The organism is Microbacterium sp. LMX7-1.2 (assembly GCF_040675935.1).
In the GTDB taxonomy this organism is placed as follows: Bacteria; Actinomycetota; Actinomycetes; order Actinomycetales; family Microbacteriaceae; genus Microbacterium.
In genome coordinates this window covers 2,951,158-2,971,738 of sequence record NZ_JBEGIL010000001.1, presented here as the reverse complement: position 1 = coordinate 2,971,738, position 20,581 = coordinate 2,951,158, and the positions used below count along the sequence as shown (strand labels likewise).

22 protein-coding genes are annotated in these 20,581 nt (G+C 69.7%); 5 read left to right on the top strand and 17 right to left on the bottom strand.

Annotated elements, in window-relative coordinates:
• Positions 1–319: 319 nt before the first annotated feature.
• From tuf to MRBLMX7_RS14500, 8 genes are all read right to left on the bottom strand, one after another.
• Positions 320–1,510 (bottom strand): elongation factor Tu, encoded by a 1,191-nt coding sequence (tuf, locus tag MRBLMX7_RS14535; protein ID WP_050722492.1) that lies wholly within the window; start codon positions 1,508–1,510, stop codon positions 320–322.
• Between the two features lie 147 nt (positions 1,511–1,657).
• The gene (fusA, locus tag MRBLMX7_RS14530) at positions 1,658–3,772 is read right to left on the bottom strand and encodes an elongation factor G (RefSeq protein ID WP_050722491.1); all 2,115 of its coding nucleotides are present in this window, start codon (positions 3,770–3,772) and stop codon (positions 1,658–1,660) included.
• A gap of 86 nt (positions 3,773–3,858) precedes the next feature.
• Positions 3,859–4,329, bottom strand: a complete 471-nt coding sequence (gene rpsG / locus MRBLMX7_RS14525; RefSeq protein WP_042538706.1) for a 30S ribosomal protein S7 — start codon at positions 4,327–4,329, stop codon at positions 3,859–3,861.
• 5 nt (positions 4,330–4,334) lie between these two features.
• A complete protein-coding gene (gene rpsL, locus MRBLMX7_RS14520; RefSeq protein ID WP_013584051.1) occupies positions 4,335–4,703 on the bottom strand; it encodes a 30S ribosomal protein S12 in 369 nt (122 codons plus the stop codon).
• Positions 4,704–4,923: 220 nt separating this feature from the next.
• On the bottom strand, positions 4,924–5,571 hold the full coding sequence (locus MRBLMX7_RS14515) for a spermidine/putrescine ABC transporter substrate-binding protein (protein WP_363369545.1): 648 nt from the start codon (positions 5,569–5,571) through the stop codon (positions 4,924–4,926).
• A gap of 60 nt (positions 5,572–5,631) precedes the next feature.
• Positions 5,632–5,979, bottom strand: a complete 348-nt coding sequence (locus MRBLMX7_RS14510; protein WP_363369543.1) for a hypothetical protein — start codon at positions 5,977–5,979, stop codon at positions 5,632–5,634.
• A 152-nt stretch (positions 5,980–6,131) separates the two neighbouring features.
• The gene (locus MRBLMX7_RS14505) at positions 6,132–7,145 is read right to left on the bottom strand and encodes an ABC transporter (RefSeq protein WP_363369541.1); all 1,014 of its coding nucleotides are present in this window, start codon (positions 7,143–7,145) and stop codon (positions 6,132–6,134) included.
• Positions 7,146–7,269: 124 nt separating this feature from the next.
• On the bottom strand, positions 7,270–7,422 hold the full coding sequence (locus MRBLMX7_RS14500; protein ID WP_162531779.1) for a hypothetical protein: 153 nt from the start codon (positions 7,420–7,422) through the stop codon (positions 7,270–7,272).
• A gap of 146 nt (positions 7,423–7,568) precedes the next feature.
• Between MRBLMX7_RS14500 and MRBLMX7_RS14495 the strand changes: the two genes are divergently transcribed.
• Complete coding sequence (locus MRBLMX7_RS14495) at positions 7,569–8,057, top strand: YajQ family cyclic di-GMP-binding protein (RefSeq protein ID WP_050722487.1); 489 nt, start codon at positions 7,569–7,571, stop codon at positions 8,055–8,057.
• 243 nt (positions 8,058–8,300) lie between these two features.
• A complete protein-coding gene (locus MRBLMX7_RS14490) occupies positions 8,301–8,933 on the top strand; it encodes a GntR family transcriptional regulator (RefSeq protein ID WP_363369538.1) in 633 nt (210 codons plus the stop codon).
• Between the two features lie 24 nt (positions 8,934–8,957).
• Here MRBLMX7_RS14490 and MRBLMX7_RS14485 read toward each other — a convergent pair whose 3' ends face one another.
• From MRBLMX7_RS14485 to MRBLMX7_RS14460, 6 genes are all read right to left on the bottom strand, one after another.
• A complete protein-coding gene (locus MRBLMX7_RS14485; RefSeq protein ID WP_363369536.1) occupies positions 8,958–9,965 on the bottom strand; it encodes an alpha/beta hydrolase in 1,008 nt (335 codons plus the stop codon).
• 28 nt (positions 9,966–9,993) lie between these two features.
• On the bottom strand, positions 9,994–11,031 hold the full coding sequence (locus MRBLMX7_RS14480; protein WP_363369534.1) for a hypothetical protein: 1,038 nt from the start codon (positions 11,029–11,031) through the stop codon (positions 9,994–9,996).
• Positions 11,032–11,093: 62 nt separating this feature from the next.
• Complete coding sequence (locus tag MRBLMX7_RS14475) at positions 11,094–12,467, bottom strand: FAD-dependent oxidoreductase (protein ID WP_363369532.1); 1,374 nt, start codon at positions 12,465–12,467, stop codon at positions 11,094–11,096.
• A 60-nt stretch (positions 12,468–12,527) separates the two neighbouring features.
• The gene (locus tag MRBLMX7_RS14470; protein ID WP_363369530.1) at positions 12,528–13,589 is read right to left on the bottom strand and encodes a polyprenyl synthetase family protein; all 1,062 of its coding nucleotides are present in this window, start codon (positions 13,587–13,589) and stop codon (positions 12,528–12,530) included.
• A gap of 45 nt (positions 13,590–13,634) precedes the next feature.
• The gene (locus MRBLMX7_RS14465; RefSeq protein WP_363369528.1) at positions 13,635–14,369 is read right to left on the bottom strand and encodes a class I SAM-dependent methyltransferase; all 735 of its coding nucleotides are present in this window, start codon (positions 14,367–14,369) and stop codon (positions 13,635–13,637) included.
• Between the two features lie 9 nt (positions 14,370–14,378).
• Positions 14,379–14,942 carry a hypothetical protein gene (locus MRBLMX7_RS14460; RefSeq protein ID WP_363369527.1) on the bottom strand — a complete coding sequence of 188 codons (564 nt, stop codon included), beginning with the start codon at positions 14,940–14,942 and terminating at the stop codon, positions 14,379–14,381.
• Positions 14,943–14,993: 51 nt separating this feature from the next.
• Here MRBLMX7_RS14460 and MRBLMX7_RS14455 point away from each other — a divergent pair, with 51 nt between their 5' ends.
• On the top strand, positions 14,994–16,244 hold the full coding sequence (locus tag MRBLMX7_RS14455; protein WP_363369525.1) for an isochorismate synthase: 1,251 nt from the start codon (positions 14,994–14,996) through the stop codon (positions 16,242–16,244).
• Between the two features lie 75 nt (positions 16,245–16,319).
• Here MRBLMX7_RS14455 and MRBLMX7_RS14450 read toward each other — a convergent pair whose 3' ends face one another.
• The 3 genes from MRBLMX7_RS14450 to MRBLMX7_RS14440 are packed head-to-tail and all read right to left on the bottom strand — an operon-like array spanning position 16,320 to position 19,239.
• A complete protein-coding gene (locus MRBLMX7_RS14450) occupies positions 16,320–17,162 on the bottom strand; it encodes a PPK2 family polyphosphate kinase (RefSeq protein WP_363369523.1) in 843 nt (280 codons plus the stop codon).
• Between the two features lie 53 nt (positions 17,163–17,215).
• Positions 17,216–18,892, bottom strand: coding sequence for a 2-succinyl-5-enolpyruvyl-6-hydroxy-3-cyclohexene-1-carboxylic-acid synthase (gene menD / locus MRBLMX7_RS14445; RefSeq protein ID WP_414685096.1), 1,677 nt, complete (start codon positions 18,890–18,892; stop codon positions 17,216–17,218).
• The gene (locus tag MRBLMX7_RS14440; RefSeq protein ID WP_363369522.1) at positions 18,889–19,239 is read right to left on the bottom strand and encodes a PLD nuclease N-terminal domain-containing protein; all 351 of its coding nucleotides are present in this window, start codon (positions 19,237–19,239) and stop codon (positions 18,889–18,891) included. Before MRBLMX7_RS14440 ends, menD begins: the two co-directional genes overlap by 4 nt.
• Positions 19,240–19,327: 88 nt before the next feature.
• Here MRBLMX7_RS14440 and MRBLMX7_RS14435 point away from each other — a divergent pair, with 88 nt between their 5' ends.
• Complete coding sequence (locus tag MRBLMX7_RS14435; RefSeq protein WP_363369521.1) at positions 19,328–19,774, top strand: hypothetical protein; 447 nt, start codon at positions 19,328–19,330, stop codon at positions 19,772–19,774.
• Between the two features lie 99 nt (positions 19,775–19,873).
• Positions 19,874–20,533 carry a DsbA family protein gene (locus MRBLMX7_RS14430; RefSeq protein WP_363369519.1) on the top strand — a complete coding sequence of 220 codons (660 nt, stop codon included), beginning with the start codon at positions 19,874–19,876 and terminating at the stop codon, positions 20,531–20,533.
• Positions 20,534–20,581 lie beyond the last annotated feature (48 nt).

Sequence of the window (20,581 nt, the reverse complement as noted above, 5' to 3'; positions counted from 1 at the left end):
AGGAGGTTCGGGTTCCCCAGGTCACCCACGTCGGCTGCCGTCCCGGCCTTGACCCCGGTTCGACGCATACGGGCTGCACGATGTGCAGCAGCTCTCACCGTATACGACACTTCAAGTTATATTCAAAATCATGCACCGGCGCGTCGCGCTCGAATACGAGGAGATTCTTTGACTTCAGGGCACGAAAAAGGGGCCGGACCCGAAGGTCCGACCCCTTTTCAGTGATCTCAGGATGAACGAGGTTTCGACTTGCTCCGCTCGCTCAACCTGAGTCGATGCCGGGTCAACGCGGGCTTCGCTCGCATTGACCCGGCCCGACTCACTTGATGATGCTGGTCACCGTACCGGCGCCGACCGTACGACCACCCTCACGGATGGCGAAGCCGAGGCCCTCCTCCATGGCGATCGGCTGGATCAGCTCGACCGTCATGTCGGTGGTGTCGCCGGGCATGACCATCTCGGTGCCCTCGGGCAGCGAGATGACGCCGGTGACGTCCGTGGTGCGGAAGTAGAACTGCGGGCGGTAGTTCGTGTAGAACGGGTTGTGACGGCCACCCTCGTCCTTCGACAGGATGTACGCGGTGCCCGCGAAGTCGGTGTGCGGCGTGACCGAACCCGGCTTCACGATGACCTGGCCGCGCTCGACGTCCTCACGCTTGGTGCCGCGGAGCAGCAGACCACAGTTCTCGCCGGCCCATGCCTCGTCGAGCTGCTTGTGGAACATCTCGATACCGGTGACGGTCGTCTTCTGCGTCGGGCGCAGACCCACGATCTCGACCTCGGAGTTGATGGCCAGCGTGCCACGCTCGGCGCGACCCGTGACGACGGTACCACGACCGGTGATCGTGAAGACGTCCTCGACGGGCATCAGGAACGGCTTGTCGCGGTCACGCTCGGGGTCCGGGACGTTGTCGTCGACGGCCTGCATGAGGTCCAGGATCGCCTGGGTCCACTTCTCGTCGCCCTCGAGGGCCTTGAGAGCGGAGACGCGGACGACAGGAGCGTCCTCGGCGAAGCCCTGAGCCGCGAGCAGCTCCGAGACCTCGAGCTCGACGAGCTCCAGGATCTCCTCGTCGTCGACCATGTCGGCCTTGTTCAGCGCGACGAGCAGGTACGGCACGCCGACCTGCTTGGCGAGCAGCACGTGCTCACGCGTCTGAGCCATGGGGCCGTCGGTGGCGGCGACCACGAGGATCGCGCCGTCCATCTGAGCCGCACCGGTGATCATGTTCTTGACGTAGTCGGCGTGGCCGGGGGCGTCAACGTGTGCGTAGTGGCGCTTCGGGGTCTCGTACTCGATGTGCGAGATGTTGATGGTGATACCACGCTGGCGCTCTTCCGGCGCCGAGTCGATGGAAGCGAAGTCGCGCTGCACGTTGGTGTCGGACGGGTACTTGTCGGCAAGCACCTTCGAGATCGCTGCGGAGAGCGTGGTCTTGCCGTGGTCGACGTGACCGATCGTTCCGATGTTGACGTGCGGCTTGGTCCGCTCGAACTTGGCCTTAGCCACTGGGTCCTCCTCAGGACGTCGTTGTAGAGGTTCCGGGCACTGGATTGCGACCGGTTCTCTACGGGTTAGGTTCTCAGTTTAGTAGAGAGGGAATGTGAAGTTGTAGGGGACCTGGGAGCCGAGCCTCAACCCGGCTCCCAGGAAGTGTTACTCGCCCTTGGCCTTCTGGACGATCTCGTCGGCCACGGCACGGGGAACCTCAGCGTAGCTGTGGAACTCCATCGAGTAGACGGCGCGACCCGAGGTCTTCGAGCGCAGGTCGCCGATGTAGCCGAACATCTCGGACAGCGGGACCTGGGCACGGACGACCTTGACGCCGGCGGCGTCCTCCATCGACTGGATCTGGCCACGACGCGAGTTCAGGTCGCCGATGACGTCGCCCATGTACTCCTCGGGCGTACGGACCTCGACGGCCATGAGCGGCTCGAGCAGCACGGGGTTGGCGCGACGAGCCGCCTCCTTGAAGCCCATGGAGCCCGCGATCTTGAACGCCATCTCCGAGGAGTCGACGTCGTGCGCGGCACCGTCGACGATGGTCGCCTTGACGCCGACCATCGGGTAGCCGGCGAGCACGCCGACGTTCATGGCGTCCTGGAAGCCGGCGTCGATCGAGCCGATGTACTCACGCGGGATGCGACCACCGGTGACCGAGTTCACGAACTCGTAGGTCTTGTCGCCGTCGAGCTCGAGCGGCTCGATGTTGAACTGGATCTTGGCGAACTGGCCCGATCCACCGGTCTGCTTCTTGTGCGTGTAGTCGTGCTTCTCGACGGCCTTGCGGATCGTCTCGCGGTACGCCACCTGCGGCTTGCCGACGTTCGCCTCGACGCGGAACTCGCGCTTCATGCGGTCGACGAGGATGTCGAGGTGCAGCTCGCCCATGCCCTTGATGGTCGTCTGACCGGTCTCGGGGTTGAGCTCCGTGCGGAACGTCGGGTCCTCTTCGGCGAGCTTCTGGATCGCGGTGCCAAGTTTCTCCTGGTCGGCCTTGGTCTTCGGCTCGATCGCGACCTCGATGACGGGCTCGGGGAACGTCATCGACTCGAGGACGACGGGCGCGTCGATCGCGGCGAGGGTGTCACCGGTGGTGGTGTCCTTCAGACCGATCACGGCGTAGATGTTGCCCGCGGTGAGCGAGTCGACCGGGTTCTCCTTGTTGGCGTGCATCTGGAAGATCTTCCCGATGCGCTCCTTCTTGCCCTTGGTCGAGTTGATGACGGCCGAGCCGGAGTCGAGGTGACCCGAGTAGACGCGGACATAGGTCAGACGACCGAAGAACGGGTGCACGGCGACCTTGAACGCCAGGGCCGCGAACGGGTCCTTGGCGTCGGGGTGACGCTCGATGACCTTCTCCTCGTCCTTCGGGTCGTGCGCCTCGATGGCGCCGACGTCGAGGGGGTTCGGGAGGTAGTCGACGACCGCGTCGAGCATCGGCTGCACGCCGCGGTTCTTGAACGCCGAGCCGCAGAGGACCGGGTAGATCTCCGACGCGACGACCATCTTGCGGATGGCGCCCTTGATCTCGGCGACCGTGAGCTCCTCGCCGCCGAAGAACTTCTCGAGCAGCGCGTCGTCGGTCTCGGCGACGGTCTCGAGGAGCTGCTGACGGTACTCGTCGGCCTTCTCCTTGAGGTCGGCCGGGATCTCCTGGATCTCGTACGACGCGCCCATGGTCACGTCGCCCTTGGCGTCGCCGGGCCAGACCAGCGCGCGCATCTCGATGAGGTCGACGACGCCGACGAAGTCGTTCTCGGCGCCGATCGGGAGCTGCAGCACCAGCGGCTTGGCCCCGAGGCGGTTGACGATCGTGTCGACCGTGAAGTAGAAGTCCGCGCCGAGCTTGTCCATCTTGTTGACAAAGCAGATGCGGGGGACGTTGTACTTGTCGGCCTGACGCCACACGGTCTCGGACTGGGGCTCGACGCCCTCCTTGCCGTCGAACACGGCGACCGCGCCGTCGAGGACGCGGAGCGAGCGCTCCACCTCGACCGTGAAGTCCACGTGACCGGGGGTGTCGATGATGTTGATCTGGTTGTTGTTCCAGAAGCAGGTCACGGCGGCAGACGTGATCGTGATGCCGCGCTCCTTCTCCTGCTCCATCCAGTCGGTGGTCGAGGCGCCGTCGTGCGTCTCGCCCAGCTTGTGGTTGACGCCCGTGTAGAACAGGATGCGCTCGGTCGTGGTGGTCTTGCCGGCATCGATGTGAGCCATGATGCCGATGTTGCGGACCTTGCTCAGGTCCGTGAGCACGTCTTGTGCCACAGGAGTGTCCTTATCTTTTGGAGCAGGTGTACTGCGAAGAGGGGTGCCCGTCCCTCGGCGAGTGGCCGAGGGACGGGCGGAGCTGTTTACCAGCGGTAGTGAGCGAACGCGCGGTTCGACTCGGCCATCTTGTGCGTGTCCTCGCGGCGCTTGACCGCGGCGCCGAGACCGTTCGACGCGTCGAGGATCTCGTTCTGCAGACGCTCGGTCATCGTCTTCTCACGACGGCCCTTGGCGTAGCTGACGAGCCAGCGCAGCGCGAGCGTGTTGGCGCGGTGCGGCTTGACCTCGACCGGCACCTGGTAGGTCGAACCGCCGACGCGGCGGCTCTTGACCTCGAGGGTGGGACGGACGTTGTCGAGCGCCTTCTTGAGCGTGGCGACGGCATCCTGGCCGTTCTTCGCCTCGACGCCCTTGAGGGCGTTGTAGACGATCGACTCGGCGAGGGACTTCTTGCCGTCGACCAGGATCTTGTTGACCAGCTGGCTGACGATGGGAGCGCCGTAGACCGGGTCGTTGACGACGGGACGCTTGGGGGCGGGACCCTTACGAGGCATTGGACTCAGCCCTTCTTCGCGCCGTAGCGGCTGCGAGCCTGCTTACGGTTCTTGACGGCCTGGGTGTCCAGGGCGCCACGGACGATCTTGTAGCGGACACCGGGGAGGTCCTTGACACGACCACCGCGCACGAGCACCAGCGAGTGCTCCTGCAGGTTGTGGCCCTCACCGGGGATGTAAGCGGTGACCTCGGTGCCGTTGCGGAGCTTCACACGGGCGACCTTGCGCATCGCCGAGTTCGGCTTCTTCGGGGTGGTGGTGTAGACGCGGGTGCAGACCCCGGCCTGCTGCGGGTTCGACTTGAGCGCCGGAGCCTTGGTCTTCGAGACCTTGGGCGAGCGACCCTTGCGAACCAACTGCTGAATGGTTGGCACGTTCTCTCCTCATAGTGCTGCACGGTGACAGCGTGATGGGTTTCACATCATGACCCACCGGCACGCCGGAACCGGCGGGCTTTTGTGGTGGTGGGTATGCCGTGGGGGCGGACCGGCCATGGAGCCGACGCCCAGCGCGCACGTCGAGACGTGCACACACCTGACCAAGTGTAATGCCGCGTAACGTGACGGGTCAAATGAGCGCTGGACGCGGGCCCGTCTACGGCAGGTCGGGGTCGAACGGCGAGTCCAGCGACTGCGTCAGCTCGGCGAGCATCGCCTCGATCTGCGGCTCGACGTGCTGCGAGATCGCCGCCTGGATGCGGATGCGGTGGCGCAGCAGGATGCCGCAGATCTCGCGCCCCACGAGGTTCGCGTACTCGTCGGCGAGCGCGACCTCCTGTCGGAGCGCGGTCTTCGCCTCGTCGCTGAGCGGCGGAAGCGGCGGGAGGGCCGCGGCCTCGTCGTCGGCCATCCCCGCGATCGTGAACAGGAAGGGGGCGCCGGGCACGGGATCGGGATCGAGCGGCAGCCCGTCGAACTCCGGATCGAGGCCGTCGGCGGGTCGGTAGCTGCGCGCGCGATTGCGCGCGGCCTGCTGATCGAGCTCCTGCTGCAGCATCGGCAGGTTGCGCGAGGTGTACTCGGCGACGGCGTGGTCGACGATCGTCTTCATGCGCGTCGAGAGCCCGTGCTGAACGCCGTGCGGCGCGTTCGCCCCGATGCCCGCGGCGGACAGGATCGGCGACCCGAGGCAGCGTCGGCAGGGCGCGACGCGACCCCGATGGGTGGCCGGCTCCCAGCGCGGCACCCAGCGCAGCCAGGCCTCGACGGCCTGGTCGACCTGCGTCTCCAGCGAGCGCTCCACACTAAGAGAGTACGGCGCGGCGGTCGCCACCGCCGCGATTTCGCACCGGACGGCGGGGCGTCACCCCTCGTCGTCCCGCTCCCAAGGCCAGCGCGGATGCTCGGCGCGGGTGCGTCGCAGCGCGATCCCGCTCCATGCCGCGACCGCGGCCGCCACGAAGAGCACGATGCTCGCTCCCCCGCTCACGAGACCGCCGACCACGGCCGTGGCGATCACGAGGTCGCCGTCGCCGACGAGCACGCCGACCCACACTCCGGCGAGGTGGGCGAGCGCGGTCGCGAGCGCGACGACCGGTGCGGATGAGAACGACGGACGCGGGCGCCGCAGCCCCGCCCAGAGCACGAGGGCGAACGCGAGGAGCCCGACGAGCATCCCGAACACGCCAGGGCCCTGGCCGAGTCCGCGCACCGCGATGATGTCGGTGTCGGTCGCGACGCTCAGCGCCCCGAGGCCGAAGACGGCGAGCGCGAAGAACCCGATGACCGCGAGGACCAGCGCCAGGACGGCCGAAACCCCCGCAGGCTCGGGCGTGCGGGGGTTCGGCGAGGAGGTGTCCGTGATTACCTCGAGAGCGTCGGGCCCGCCTCGAGCGTGCGCTCGTACTCGCGCTGCGCCTCGGCGTTGAGCTCGGTCTTGCGGGCGCCGCTGCGGGCGACCCACGCGCCGAACCAGATGGTGAGCTCGCGACCGAACACGAAGGCGGCGATCGCGAGCGGCGCGAACAGCTGCCCGCCGATCAGCTCGTTCCCCTCGGATGCCGTGAGGAGCCAGAACCGCTCCTGGAACAGCTGGCCGAGGAGGTGACCGCCGTATGCGATCACGCCGACGATGATGCCGAAGACGACCCACAGGCCCCAGCGACCGCGGTTGATGAACGCGCCGAGCAGCCAGAAACCGAGGAAGAACACGACGACGGGCACCCAGTAACCCCAGGTCATGAGGGGCTCGAGCGCTGCCTCGCCGATGTTCTCACCCGTGACGTCGCCCATGAAGGCCCCGAGCCCGAGGGTGGTGCCCAGGTAGAGGATCGCGAACGCGAGGGTGGCGAGAAGGCCGATCGCGCCGGCCGTGCCGCGGTTGCCGCGTTCGCGCGGCGGCTCGGGAGCCTGAACGAAGATCGGCTGCTGTGCGAACGCGGGTGCGACGACGGGCTCGGCGACGACGGTCTCGGCCACGACGGGCTCAGAGGGGACGACGCGCGTCTCGGCGTCGTCGGGCGACGCGTACGCGGCATCCGCCATCGACGAGGAGTCGCGCGAGACGGGAGCGGAGTATGCGTCGGTTCCGGCGCCGAACGCCGGGGGACGCTGCGCGAACTCGGCGTCGTCGCGGACCGGCGTCGAGAACGTGCCGGGGTGGTCGCGCTCGGCGGCCTCGAAAGCGGCGAGATCGGGATCGACCGCCGGTTCGGTGCGAGGAGCGGGGACGTCGTCCGACGGGACGTAGGCGGCGTCGGACGACGCGGGCACGTCGGCGCGCGCGGCCTCGGCGGCGTCGAGACCAGCGTTGGCGCTGTCGACGACGTCATCGACGTCCTTCGGCCTCTCGGGCTGGGGAACCTCGGGGTCACTCATGGCTGCGCCTCTCCTCGGAAGTGTGCTCTGCGAGGGTACCGCCGCGTCTCGACGCGGGAACGGAGGCGAGCCGACGTGTCGTGGACCCCACGGCGTGTCGCGCTCGAGACGCGCCCCGGCGCCCTCAGCGCAGGACCGTGCGGAGCGTGTCCCCCACGAACGATGCCAGCACGGGCACGAGCGGGAACGAGAGCCAGACGAGGCTCACCACCACGCCGGTGCAGATCACGCCCGCGATCCAGCTCATCGCGATGCTGCGCCCCGCCACCCGTGCCATACCTCAACGCTACGACCGCAGTCCCCGTTCTGCGCGGCGCAACGCCGCGACGGATCGGCCCGTCGTAGAGCCGTCCGTCGGCCCGCCGACGATGCGGTGCCGCAGAGCAGGGGCACAGCGCCCTCGTGATCGATACACTTCTCGTCATGGCTGACAGTTCCTTTGACATCGTCTCGAAAGTGGATCACCAGGAGGCCGAGAACGCCCTGAACCAGGCCCGCAAGGAGATCGAGCAGCGCTACGACTTCAAGGGCACCGGCGCATCGATCGCCTGGAGCGGCGAGCAGGTGCTGATCATCGCCGGCACCGAGGAGCGCGCGAAGGCCGTGCTCGACGTGTTCCAGTCCAAGCTCATCAAGCGCGGGATCTCCCTCAAGAGCCTCGACTCCGGCGAGCCGTTCGCGAGCGGCAAGGAGTTCCGCATCGTCTCCTCCCTCAAGGACGGCATCTCCTCGGAGAACGCGAAGAAGATCGGCAAGATCATCCGCGACGAGGGCCCCAAGGGCGTGAAGAGCCAGATCCAGGGCGACGAGCTCCGCGTGCAGTCCAAGAGCCGCGACGACCTCCAGGCCGTGATCGCGCTACTCAAGGGCGCCGACCTCGATCTCGACCTGCAGTTCGTCAACTACCGCTGACGCGCGACCTTCGACCGACGAGGGGCGGATGCTGCGGCATCCGCCCCTCGTCGTGTGCTCACGGCCGTGCACCAGCCCTGCAAACCGCCGGGGAACCCGGCGCACGATCACACTCAGCCACTCCTCATGTGAACACCACTCGTGTACACCTGTGGATTATTGGCAGAGTGATCGACTTCGTGATGTAGTGGCGTTCCGGGCATTTCGGGGGGCTCGGGTCGGGAACGCAACTGGGGGCAGTCCATGAACAACAACCGTTCGACGACGGGCGTGCGGGAGAGCAAGCAGCTGCTTGCCGAAGAGGTCTTCCGGCACATCGGTTCGCAGATCGTCGACGGCAGGCTCGGGCCGGGCCACCGCATCCGCGACGTGGACGTCGCCGAGGAGCTGCATGTGTCGCGCACGCCGGTGCGCGAAGCCCTGCAGCGTCTGGAGCGACTGGGACTCGTCGTGATGTACCCGAGCCGCTATACGGAAGTCACCACGGTGACCCCCGAGATCGTCGAGCAGACCCTCGAGTTCGCCGGCTACCAGGCGGGCATGGCGGCCCGCATGGGCGTCGAACGCATGAGCCACCGCGACCGCGAACGCGCCGCCGCCCTCGTCGAGGAGCTGTACGACGAGCACGACGACCTGCGCGTCTTCGACATCCGCTGGACCGTGTTCACGTTCCTCAGCGACCACAGCCGCAACATCCAGCACCAGATCCTCCTCACCGACGCCAGCATGGCGCTCGCCCGCAACCTCCGTCACTGGAAGGTCCCCGCGAGCGAGCGGGAACGAATGCACGACATCTACCGCGACTTCCACGACGCGATCCTGCGCGGCGACGCCGGCGACGCCGAACGGCTCGCGCGCGCGATGCACGGCGTCTGACGCCTCCACCCTCGCAGCGGCCGCTCAGCCTGCGGACGACCAGCCCCGCACCCAGCGCTCGAGCCGTCGGTACGCCTCCTCCCGAGCATCGTGCCGCGAGAGGAAGACGTCGTGCAGGGCGCCGTCGATGCGTTCGACCGTCACCGACGGCCCCAGCTTCAGGGCCGCCCGCGCGATGTCGTCGACCACGAGGACCGAGTCGGCACGGGTCAGATCGTCCGACCACCGGGTCGGCGTCGCCGAACGCGCCGACAGCAGGACGCACACGGGTGCGCCGATCGCGAGTCCCGCGGCGACCGTCGCGTGTCCGGAGAGGATCGCGTGGAACCAGCCCGCGTGCACCGCCATCGTCTGCGCCGGACGCCACGCCAGGTTCACCTCTACAGGGTCATCGGGGTCAGCGACCGCCTCCTGGGCCCGGGTGTAGAACCCGAGGTCGACCTGGGGCGCGACGTCCCGCGGCGCCCACCGCGCCTGCAGCTCCGCCACCGGCGCGATGAGCGGCCGTGCCGACGCGACCTGGAACTCGAGCCAGGGGCTGTTGAGGATCACGGCATCCGCCGTGCCGGGGTGCCGGGAAGCCCACAGACTCAGCGTGAGCCCTCCGGTCGAGTGCCCCAGCAGCACGAGCCTTCGTCCCGACCCCGCTCCGTCGGCATCGCGTCCCATCGCGTCCAGCGCGGCAGCGATGTCCTCGTCGTAGGCGGCGAGGTCGGTGATGAATCCGGGAGTCTGCCCCTCGCGCAGGCTGCGTCCGTACTTGCGGAGGTCCAGGGCGAAGAACCTCGCACCCCGGGCCGTCCAGAACCGCGCGAGCCGTTTCTGGAAGAAGTAGTCCGACCACCCGTGCACGTACAGGACGTCGACGTCCTCCAGCATCCGCACCCGACCGCGCCAGCGATCCCACCACCCGATCTCTTGCGGCAGCGCCCGGACGAGCGTCGCGACGACGTCCCCCTCGTCGTCGGGCTCGAGCGCGAGCGTCAGCTGCGCGAACTCGTCGCCGAGGACGTCGGGGACCCAGTCAGCCATGCCGCCAGGCTAGCCGACACCCCCACGACTACTGCGGCGCGGTGACGCCGACGGTGAGGTTCTGGACAGCCGTCTCCGCGAACGGTCGCGGGTCGGATGCCCCCGACCCGTTGTCGTACGTCGTGAATCGGATCCAGTCCGATCCGACGCGTACGTCGAGGATGCGCTCGCCGTGCTCGCCCGCGCTGGCCTTCGCAGCGACGGCTCCGGCCACCTTCTCAGGCTCACCGCCTTGATGCTCGAACGCCCATGCACCCGCCGGAAGCGTCGTGATGCCGAGATAGCTCGCCAGTGAGCCGAGGTCGCCCTCGCCTGACGTGTAGTAGCAGATCCTCGACCCGTTGACGACCTGGTACACCTCGGCGGGAATGCCCCATCCGCCGAAGTCCGTGAAGAGCTTCACGTCGTCACCGACCGCCGCTGCGACCTGCTGCGGAGTGATCAACCTCTCGCAGGGAAGACCCACGATGTCGCTGTCCACGTACTCGACGTCATGGATGCTCGCGGCAGCCGCCGAAGCGAGGCGCCCGAGTGCGGCTCCGACCCGATCCGCGTCGTCATCGCCCAGCGCGGGGTCGGTGATCGATGCCGACAGCAGTACGTCGCCCTCCGGGAACTCGAAGGCGCAGAACCCGTTCTCACACCGACGCTGCTCCCCGAAGTACCCCTGCCGCTCGGTCGCGCCTGCGATGACGGAGTCCGCTCCCGGCACCATCGTGACCTCCCAGTATCGCGGGTGGTCGCCCGCCGAGCACGCGATGCCTCCCGCGCGCTGGAACGCGTACTGCATGGGTCCGGGTGTCCAGTTCGACGAGGACACGACCGACAGCGTGCCGCTGACAGCGGTCGTCGGCTCACCGACCAGCGCCGCCATCTCTGCCGCGACGTCGTCGCACGTGACGTCAAAAGCCGTCTCCGGCTCGACGATCGGATCGGGGGTCGGGGTAGACGTCGGCGTGGCCGCAGGGGACCGCGTGGGGGTCGGGCTGGGCGCAGGCTCGGGAGCGCACGCCGTCAGGACGAGCAGAGCGGCCATGCCGAGCATGAGCAGGGGACGCAGTCGCATGCGCCCAGCCTATTGACGCGGTCTCCCCGACACACGGTGGGCGGGTGACCATCCGGTAACGGTCACTCGCCGCGAGAGACCCGCACCATCTCCTCGCGGGGAACGACCTTGACGCGGGCGCGGTCCTGCGGGGCGCCCAGGCCGATCTCGTGCTCGTCGAGCCGGTGCCAGCCATCGAGGTCGGTCCAGCGGACACCGCGCTCCTGCAGGAGCGCGACGACGGCCTCCTCCGACGGGTCCTCCGGGTGCCACCACGAGCCCTGGTCGTTGATGATGTGCCGCACGGTCTCCATGGCGTCGGACTTGGTGTGGCCGATGAGGCCGACGGGTCCGCGCTTGATCCAGCCGGTCGCGTAGATGCCGGGCATCTGCTGGTTGGAGTCCTTGGCGAGCACCTGTCCCTCGCGGTTCGGGATCACGCCGTGCTTCTTGTCGAAGGGCACGTCGGGCAATGGCGATCCGAAGTAACCGATCGCGCGGTAGAGGGCCTGCAGGGGCACCTCGCGCAGCTCGCCCGTGCCGATCGCGCCGCCCTGCCCGTCAGGCTGCGTGCGCTCGTACACGAGAGCGGCGACGCGACCGGAATCGTCGGTGCGCACCTCGACCGGACGCGCCCAGAAGTGCAGGTGCAGACGGCGGGAGGCCGTGCCGCCCGCGTTGTTCACGGAGTCGCGCTTGCGCCACGACTGCAAGATGCGGTCGATCACCATGACCTGCTTGTTACTGGCGACGGCATCCTTCGACGCCTCGTCGTAGTCGAAGTCCTCGTCGTAGACGACCATGTCGACGTCGCGGAGCTCGCCGAGCTCACGGAGCTCGAGCGGCGTGAACTTCACCTGCGCGGGACCACGGCGGCCGAACACGTGCACATCGGTGATCTCGCTGGCCTTCAGACCGTCGTAGACGTTCTCCGGCACCTCGGTCACGAGGAGGTCCTCGGCGTGCTTCGCGAGCATCCGCGCGACGTCCAGGGCCACGTTGCCGTTGCCGAGGACACCGACCGATGCCGCGTCCAGCGGCCACTCACGCGGGACGTCCGGGTGACCGTCGAACCAGCTCACGTAGTCGGCCGCGCCGTACGAGGCCACCGCGTCGATGCCGGGGATGTCGAGCGAGGTGTCGCGGATCGCGCCGGTCGCGAAGATCACCGCGTTGTAGTGCTTCTTGAGATCCTCGAGCGTGATGTCCTCACCGAAGCGCACGTTGCCGAACAGGCGGATGTCGCCGCGGTCGAGCACGTCGCGCAGCGCCGTGATGATGCCCTTGATGCGGGGATGGTCGGGGGCGACGCCGTAGCGCACGAGGCCGTAGGGCGCGGGGAGCTGCTCGAACAGGTCGATCGACACGTCGAACTTGCGCTCGGCCTTCAGCAGGATGTCGGCGGCGTAGATGCCGGCGGGGCCCGCGCCGACGATGGCCAGTCGGAGCTTGGTCATAGGAGGGTCCTTTCGTGTGCCGTCACGCCCGGATCCGCACGGCCCGTGGCCGCGATCGGATCAGCTGGAGCGTTCGACGAGGGTCTCGGCGAAGCGCGTGAGCGCCTCGCGCACGGTGCCGCGCGGAAGCGGGGCGAGCGCGTCGATCGCATCCTGGGTCCAGGAGTGCGCGAGCGCCAGTGTCTTCTGCGTGCCGGTGTGGTCACGCAGCTCGGCGAGCGGACCGTCGAGGATCATGGGGTCGCCGCCGTCGGCGATGCGGGCGACGCCCTCGTCGATGCGCGCGGCGAGGTCGAGGGAGGCGTCGTCCGTCTCGGCTTTGAGGAGGAGGTACGGCATGGTCGGCACGCCGGCGCGCAGGTCGGTCCCCGGCACCTTGCCCGTGTCCTCGGGCTTCGCGGAGAGGTCGATCACGTCGTCGAGGAGCTGGAAGGCGACGCCGATCTTCTCGCCGTACACGCGCAGTGGCTCCTCGTACTCGCTCGGAGCGTTCGAGAAGATCACACCGCCCTGCGTCGCCGCGGCGATCAGCGAACCGGTCTTGTCGGCGAGCACCTGGATGTAGAACTCGATGGGGTCGTCGTCGGGCTGTGCGCCGATGGTCTCGTGCATCTGCCCGAGCACGAGCCGCTCGAAGGTGTCGGCCTGCAGACGGATCGCCCGCTCGCCGAGTCGGGACATGAGCTGGCTCGCCCGCGAGAACAGGATGTCGCCCGTGAGGATGGCGATGTTGTTGCCCCACACGGTCTGCGCGGCCGGCACCCCCCGACGGCGGTCGGCGCCGTCCATGACGTCGTCGTGGTACAGCGAGCCGAGATGCGTGATCTCGAGCGCCTTGGCGACGTCGACGACCTGCTGGGTGGTGCCGTCGCCGAGTTGGGCTGCGAGGAGCGTGAGCACCGGTCGGATGCGCTTGCCGCCGGCCTCGTACAGGTAGCGGCTCGCGGCGTCGGCGAGCGGGTCGGCGACGCGCACGTCCTCGGCGAGACCGGTCTCGACGAGCTCCAGTCCGTCTTCGATGGCCTGGGCGATGCGGCGGCCGGCCGTGCCGATGAAGACGCGGTCGCTGAAACCGAGACGGCTCGCCAGTCGCGAACCCGGGGCAACGCGGCTCGAAGTCACGGGTTCAGCCTACCGTCGTCCGTGATGCGGATTCGCGCGCGATGCTCACGCGGTGGTGCCGGTGCGGGGCTTGCGGGCGCGGTGCAGCGCCACGATGCCGAACGACAGATTGCGGTAGGCGACATCGGTCCAGCCGGCGTCGCGGATCCACGCGGCGAGCGTCTTCTGGTCGGGCCAGTCCCTGATGGACTCGTTCAGGTAGTCGTACGCCTCGCCGTTCGTGCCGGCGACCCGGGCGACGCGCGGCAACACCTGCGCGTTGTAGAAGCGGTACGCCGAACGGAAGAGCGTCGAGGGCGGCGTGGAGAACTCGTTGATCACGAGTCGACCGCCGGGCTTGGTGACACGGAACAGCTCGCGCAGAGCCTTCTTGGGGTCGTTCACGTTGCGCAGGGCGTAGGACATCGTGACGGCGTCGAACTCCTCGTCCGCGAAGGGCAGATCCGTGGCATCGGCCTGCACGAAAGACAGGTTGCGGATGCTGCCGTGCCGACGTCGCCCTTCCGCGAGCATCCCCGGCGAGAAGTCGGCGGCGACCACCTCGGCTCCGCTGCGCGCGAGGGATGCCGACGAGGAGGCGGTCCCGGCCCCGAGGTCGAGGATGCGCTCCCCCGGCTTCGGCGCCACGGCGCGCGTCGTCGCCGCGCGCCACAGCGCGTCGTTGCCGACCGTCATCGCCGTGTTCGTGCGGTCGTAGCCCGCGGCGACCTGGTCGAACATGCCGCTCACGCGGTCGGGGTCCTTGCCGAGGTCGGCGCGGTTCACATCGTTCGGGGTCACGGGTCCAGTCTAGGCGGGCGACCTGGGCGGCAGCCCGAGGGCGTCGAGGCGGTCGAGCCACTGATCGGCGGTGGCGTCGTCGAACGGCGCGACCTGAGCGCGCACACGCTCCTCGAGGTCGAGGGCGAGCTCCTCCAGCGTCGTCACGACCTCGGGCGGGTAGCCGAACAGCGCGCTGTGCTCGGCCCACTCGTCGCGATCGTCGACCCAGGTGCCGCGCTCGCCCACCACCCGGACGACGTCGAGGTCCATGTCGATGCCGGTGGCGAGCAGCGGATCGTCGGACCACTCGATCTCCCATCCGAGATCGATGTACACGCGCATGCCGCGGGGATGCGCTCGATTGACGGTGAGGGCGAAGTCGGGTCGCCGCGGGATCAGCGTGACGTTCGGCGTCTCGGCGATGAACGATGCCCTCGGACGGGCGCTGAGCCACCCCGTGGGCTGTCCGATCCAGTCGCCCCACTCGTCGGCGCCGAGGTACACGCACTCGTGACGCCAGTGCGGCGACCCGTCCCATTTGCGCCACTGGAAGATCATCTCGGCACCGGGAGCGGGTCGTGCGTCGGTCATGCCCTCAGCGTAGGCGGCGAGGGCAGGTCGTAGCGGAACTAGGCTGGTGGGGTGAGCAGCAGGCTGGTCGTGCGGACCCGTGAGATCGATCCGATCGAGGACCCTCTGGCCTACGCCGACCCCGACCGGCCGCTGGCGTGGCTGCGCCGCGGCGACGGGATCGTGGCCGTCGGAGCAGACGTCGTCGCCACGATCCGCGTCCCCCGCGGCGACGCCCCGCCGCGCTCCGGCGCCGTCGCCTCCGCGTGGCGGGAACTCGCCGACGGCGTCGAGATCGAGGATCCGCTCGGGCTCCCCGGCACCGGACTCGTCGCCTTCGGAGCCCTCGCGTTCGACGAGGACTCGGCCGCCGACAGCGTGCTCATCGTGCCGGCGCTCGTGATCGGCCGACACCACGGACGCACGTGGCTCACGAGCATCCGGGTCGCGGATGCACCGGAGCCGACCGATGCCGAGACGCATCCCTACGGCCCGCACTGGGCCGGCACCGTCGGCCCCGGCGCGCAGAGCCCTCAGGGCTACCAGGATTCGGTGCGCGCCGCGCTCGCCCGCATCGCGGACGGCGAACTCAGCAAGGTCGTGCTCGCCCGCGACCTCACCGGCAGCATCCCGGCCGGCTCCGACCTCCGTCGTCTCGTCCGGGCGCTGTCGACCGGCTACCCCGACACCTGGGCGTTCGCCGTCGACGGACTGATCGGCGCGAGCCCCGAGACGCTCGTGACCGTGCAGGACCGCACGGTCACGGCGCGAGTCCTCGCCGGCACGATCGGCCGCGGCGCCGACGCCGACGCCGACACCGCAGCATCCGCCCACCTCGCCTCCAGCACGAAGGACCTCGACGAGCACCAGTACGCGGTGCAGAGCGTGCTCGCCTCGCTGCGACCGCATACGCGTGCCCTGGCGGCCAGCGAGCAGCCGTTCCTGCTCAAGCTGCCGAACCTGTTCCATCTCGCCACGGACGTCGAGGGCGAGCTGGCCGAGGGCGGGTCGTCGCTCGACCTGGTCGGCGCGCTGCACCCCACCGCGGCGGTCGCCGGCACTCCGACGCCGGCCGCGATCGCCGCGATCCGCGAGCTCGAGCCCTTCGACCGCGGTCGCTACGCCGGACCGGTCGGGTGGGTGGATGCCGCGGGCAACGGCGAGTGGGCCATCGCGCTGCGCTGCGCGCAGTTCTCGCCGGTCGCGGACGGCATCGCCGTCACCGCCTACGCAGGCGCGGGCATCGTCGCGGGGTCGGACCCCGAGTCGGAGCTGCTCGAGACGCGGGTGAAGTTCCGCCCGCTGGTGGATGCCCTCGCCTGAGGTGTCCCGCGGGGCAGGGCGCGTTTCGTCTCGTCGCTGCGCTCCTCGCTCAATGACCGGTGGGCGGGTCCCGGCTCAGCTCGCCGCGAGACGCTTCTTCTCGGCCTCGACGTCGAAGTCGGCGGCGGGCCACTGCGGATCGATGCGCTGCAGGGCGTCGAGCAGCAGTTCCTGCACCGCCAGCCGCGCGTACCACTTGTGGTCGGCGGGCACCACGTGCCACGGCGCAGCCGCGGTCGAGGTGCGCTCGAACACGGTCTGGTACGCGGCCATGTACTCGTCCCAGAGCATCCGCTCGTCGACGTCGCCGGGGTTGTACTTCCAGTACTTGTCGGGCCTCTCGAGCCGTTCCATGAGCCGGGACTTCTGCTCCTCGCGGGAGATGTGCAGCATGACCTTGACGATGCGCGTTCCGGCCGCGGCCGCGGCATCCTCGAACTCGGTGATCGCCGCGTAGCGCCGCTCGATCTCGTCGGCCGGCGCGAGCGCGCGCACGCGCCCGATCAGCACGTCCTCGTAGTGGGAGCGGTCGAACACCCCGATGAACCCGGGCTCGGGCAGTCGCTTCTCGACCCGCCAGAGGAAGTCGTGCGCGAGCTCGTCCGCGGTCGGCGCCTTGAACGCCGTGAGCATGACGCCCTGCGGGTCGACGCCGCCGACCACGTGACGCACGATGCCGCCCTTGCCGGCCGAGTCCATGGCCTGCAGGATCAGCAGCACCGAATCCTCGGCCACCCCGACGCGGCTCCCGGCGAACAGGCGCTCCTGCAGGATGTTCAGCTCGTCGAGGCCTGCGGCGAGGTCGCGCGCACCGTCGGCCTTGCGCCCGTGGTACCCGGGGGTGCTCGCGGGGTCGACGTCGGCGAGGCGGAAGCCCTCGCCTACCTGCAGGGTGCGGGACCAGGAGTGCGCGTTCATGCGCCCATCCTGCCGCGTCGACCGCGCCGAGCGCGAGCACGGCGCGAAGCGCGTCACCGCGTCAGCGGAACCTCGATGAGCTGCCGACCGCCGGCCGGCGCCGTCAGCGCCTGATCGAGCGCCGCGCGCGTCGTGACACGGAGATACTCCCAGCCGTACGCGATCGCGAGCTGCTCGAGGCGCACCGTGTGCGGGGTGTAGAACGCACGGTCGAGGTCGGCGCGTTCGGCCGTGGTCGCGACCTCGAGCGCGTCGAAGATGGTGCCGCCGCCGTCGTTGCCGACGATCACCTGCAGGCGCGGCTCGTCCTCGTCGGGCGGGAGCAGCAACGACCCGACGTCGTGCAGCATCGTGAGATCCCCGAGCAGCACGCGCGTGATCCCGGGGGCGCCGCCCGCCTGACTGGCCAGCGCGATCCCGGTGGCGGTCGCGACCGTGCCGTCGATCCCGGCCAGGCCGCGATTGGCGTGCACGGGCACCTTCTTGCCGGGGAGCACCGCGTCGGCGACGCGCACGATCCGCGAGGACCCGAACACGAGCCGGTCGTGCGGCCAGGTCGCCCGCCACACCGCGTCGACCAGCAGCTCGCGGTCGAGGGGGCGGCGCACGGCGGCGAGCTCGGCGGCCACGGCGTCGCGTCGCGCCACCGGATCGGCCGAGACGAGTCCGTCCTGGTCGGGTGCGGCCTCGCTGAGGTCGACGACGTGAGAGGCGGATGCCGTGAGCCAGGCGCCGAGCCACTCCCGGTCGACCGGCCCCTCGGCGACCCGGACTGCGCCCACCGAGGTCGTGCGCCCGTTGAGGTCGAGGGCGTCGCCGCCGCGGCGCACCGCGATCACCTCTACGTCGGGCCGAGCGAGGAGTCGTGCGACCTGGCGGCTCAGGGTCGGGTGGCCGAGCACGACGGCGCGCTCGATGCGACCGCCGAGCTCCGGGTCGTCGAGCAGCGCACGGTAGCCGTGCACGAGTCGGCGGCCGAACCGGGCGCCGCTGACGATCTCGGCGAGGAGCGGCCATGATCCGGCATGCGCGAGCTCCTCGGCATCCGGCCCCGCATCCGCTCCGGCGACCACCACGGTCCGCGGCCCCTGCGCGAGTTCGAGCGGCTCGGCGACGGGAGGGCGCGGTGCATCGCCCGGTGCGAGGTCGACCGCGGGATGCGTTCCCGACAGCGGCTCTCGGGACGGCAGGTTCAGGTGCACCGGACCCGCGACCCCGGGCAGTCCGTGCGTGGCGTCTCCGCCCATCGCGGCGGTCACCGCACGCGCGCCGAGCCCCGCCCAGTCCCCGTCGGCCGGGCCGTCTCCGGGCACGGGCGCGTCGATCTGCTCACGGGCCCACGCGGCGAACATCCCCGGTTGCACCGTGGCCTGGTTCGCACCGATGCCGCGCAGCTCCGGCGGACGGTCGGCGGTGAGCAGCAGCAGCGGGACCCCCGCGTGGAAAGCCTCCATCGCGGCCGGCAGAAGGTTCGCGGCGGCGGTGCCGGACGTGCACACGACGACTGCCGGCACCCCGCTCTCACGCGACAGGCCGAGGGCCGTGAACCCGGCGACGCGCTCGTCGATGCGCACGTGCACGCGGAGCGCTCCCTGCTCGGAGGCGTGCACCGCGGCGAGCGCGAGAGCCTGCGAACGCGAACCCGGCGAGAGCACGACCTCGCGCACCCCGTGGGCGACGAGTTCCGCGAAGAGAGATGCCGCGGCATCCATCGCCGGCGATGAGGTCACGGACGCGGGTCCGGCGCGGTGCCGTCGTCGGATTCGTCCTCGAGCTTCGCGAGCTCCTCCTCCAGGCGGCGGATGCGCGCATCCTGCTCGCTCTTGCTGATGCTGCGGAGGAACTCGGGGTCGTCGTCCGGTGCGATCACGCGGATCGCGCCCTTCTCGTTCGCGCGGCGCCGGCCGATCGTGAACCAGAGGATGCCGCCGATGACGGGGATCAGCACGACGATGAGGATCCAGACCGCCTTGCGCACGCCCCGGTGACGCGTCGACGGCTGCACGGCGCAGTCGACGATGCTGAACACCCAGAACACGGCGGCCAGGAAGCCGCCTACGATCAACAGTCTCGCCACCCCTCCAGTCTAGGCGCGTGTCGCGGCCTCGGCTCGGCCGCGGGCCCCGGAGGCGGCACCGAGGCCGGATTGTTAGACTGCGCGCACCATGCGCACCCCGACGAACCGACTCTCCCCACGCGGGATCGAGCGGATGCTGATCGTCAGGGTCGCCCTCGCTCTGGGCCTCGCGCTGCTGCTCGTGATCGGCGCGTGGTCGACGTCGCACCGCACCGCGGACGCGCATTCCGCGCTGTGCCTCGCGCCGGGCGTCTCGGCGTCGTCGACGGGCGTCTCGGCGTCGTCGACGGGCAGCGGACGCGACCTCACGGCGGCCGCGTCGTCGCCGGTCGAGGCCTCCCCCATGGATGCCGGCGGCGTCGTGATCGCGGTGCTCTGCTGCCTCCTGCTCGTGCTGCTCCTGCTCCGCCTCCCCGGACGGGGCGCGCTGCTCTGCACCGACTCGCCGTGGCGCTCCGTGATTCCGTCACGGGCCGGCCCTCGTCGCGCGGTACCCGCCCTCACGCTCATCCAGCTCTCCCTCTCCCGTACCTGATCCGGCGCGCCGCGCCGCGGCATCCCCGCACTCGCACGCACCTCGCCCTGCCCGGATCACACGCCCGGATCACACGCCGGACCACCGTTGGAGAGACCCATGAAGACCCCTGTCAAAGCCACCCTGATCGCCCTCGGCGTCGCGATCGTTCTCGCGATCGTCGCCATCGTCTACGCCATGACGCAGCGCGCCGCCGACCCCGCCCCACCCGAGGGCGAACGCCTGCAGACCATCCGCACCGACTCGCACGTGCTCGACCAGGGCGGTGACGGCGCCGTGACGGTCGTGGAGTTCCTCGACTTCGAGTGCGAGGCGTGCGGCGCCTTCTATCCGATCGTCGAGGACCTGCGCGCGCAGTACGCGGGCGACATCACCTACGTCGTCCGCTACTTCCCGCTGCCCGGGCACATCAACTCGACCCAGGCCGCGCTCGCCGCCGAGGCCGCGGCGCAGCAGGATCGCTTCGAGGACATGTACCACCGCCTGTTCGAGACGCAGGCGCAGTGGGGAGAGAACAGCGTCGAGACCCCCGAGGTGTTCCGCGGCTTCGCGGAGGAGCTCGGACTCGATCTCGCGGCCTACGACGCCGCGATCGCCGACCCCGCGACGCTCGACCGCGTGCAGGCCGACAAGAGCGACGGCGAGAAGCTGGGCGTCCGCAGCACGCCGAGCTTCTTCATCGACGGGGAGGCCGTGACGCTGCAGGCGTGGGGCGACCTCGAGGCCGCGATCGCCGAGGCGGTCGGCGGCGGGCGGTGACCCACCGGTCGGCGATCACGACCTGAGCGACCCGCGCGTCCTGGTTCG

Bases quoted from the DNA above. Each gene is read 5' to 3' on its own strand.
- rpsG (WP_042538706.1), bottom strand. From the start codon at position 4,329: ATGCCTCGTAAGGGTCCCGCCCCCAAGCGTCCCGTCGTCAACGACCCG.
- MRBLMX7_RS14505 (WP_363369541.1), bottom strand. From the start codon at position 7,145: ATGAGTGACCCCGAGGTTCCCCAGCCCGAGAGGCCGAAGGACGTCGAT.
- MRBLMX7_RS14500 (WP_162531779.1), bottom strand. From the start codon at position 7,422: ATGGCACGGGTGGCGGGGCGCAGCATCGCGATGAGCTGGATCGCGGGC.
- MRBLMX7_RS14495 (WP_050722487.1), top strand. From the start codon at position 7,569: ATGGCTGACAGTTCCTTTGACATCGTCTCGAAAGTGGATCACCAGGAG.
- MRBLMX7_RS14490 (WP_363369538.1), top strand. From the start codon at position 8,301: ATGAACAACAACCGTTCGACGACGGGCGTGCGGGAGAGCAAGCAGCTG.
- MRBLMX7_RS14485 (WP_363369536.1), bottom strand. From the start codon at position 9,965: ATGGCTGACTGGGTCCCCGACGTCCTCGGCGACGAGTTCGCGCAGCTG.
- MRBLMX7_RS14480 (WP_363369534.1), bottom strand. From the start codon at position 11,031: ATGCGACTGCGTCCCCTGCTCATGCTCGGCATGGCCGCTCTGCTCGTC.
- MRBLMX7_RS14475 (WP_363369532.1), bottom strand. From the start codon at position 12,467: ATGACCAAGCTCCGACTGGCCATCGTCGGCGCGGGCCCCGCCGGCATC.
- MRBLMX7_RS14460 (WP_363369527.1), bottom strand. From the start codon at position 14,942: ATGACCGACGCACGACCCGCTCCCGGTGCCGAGATGATCTTCCAGTGG.
- MRBLMX7_RS14450 (WP_363369523.1), bottom strand. From the start codon at position 17,162: ATGAACGCGCACTCCTGGTCCCGCACCCTGCAGGTAGGCGAGGGCTTC.
- MRBLMX7_RS14435 (WP_363369521.1), top strand. From the start codon at position 19,328: ATGCGCACCCCGACGAACCGACTCTCCCCACGCGGGATCGAGCGGATG.
- MRBLMX7_RS14430 (WP_363369519.1), top strand. From the start codon at position 19,874: ATGAAGACCCCTGTCAAAGCCACCCTGATCGCCCTCGGCGTCGCGATC.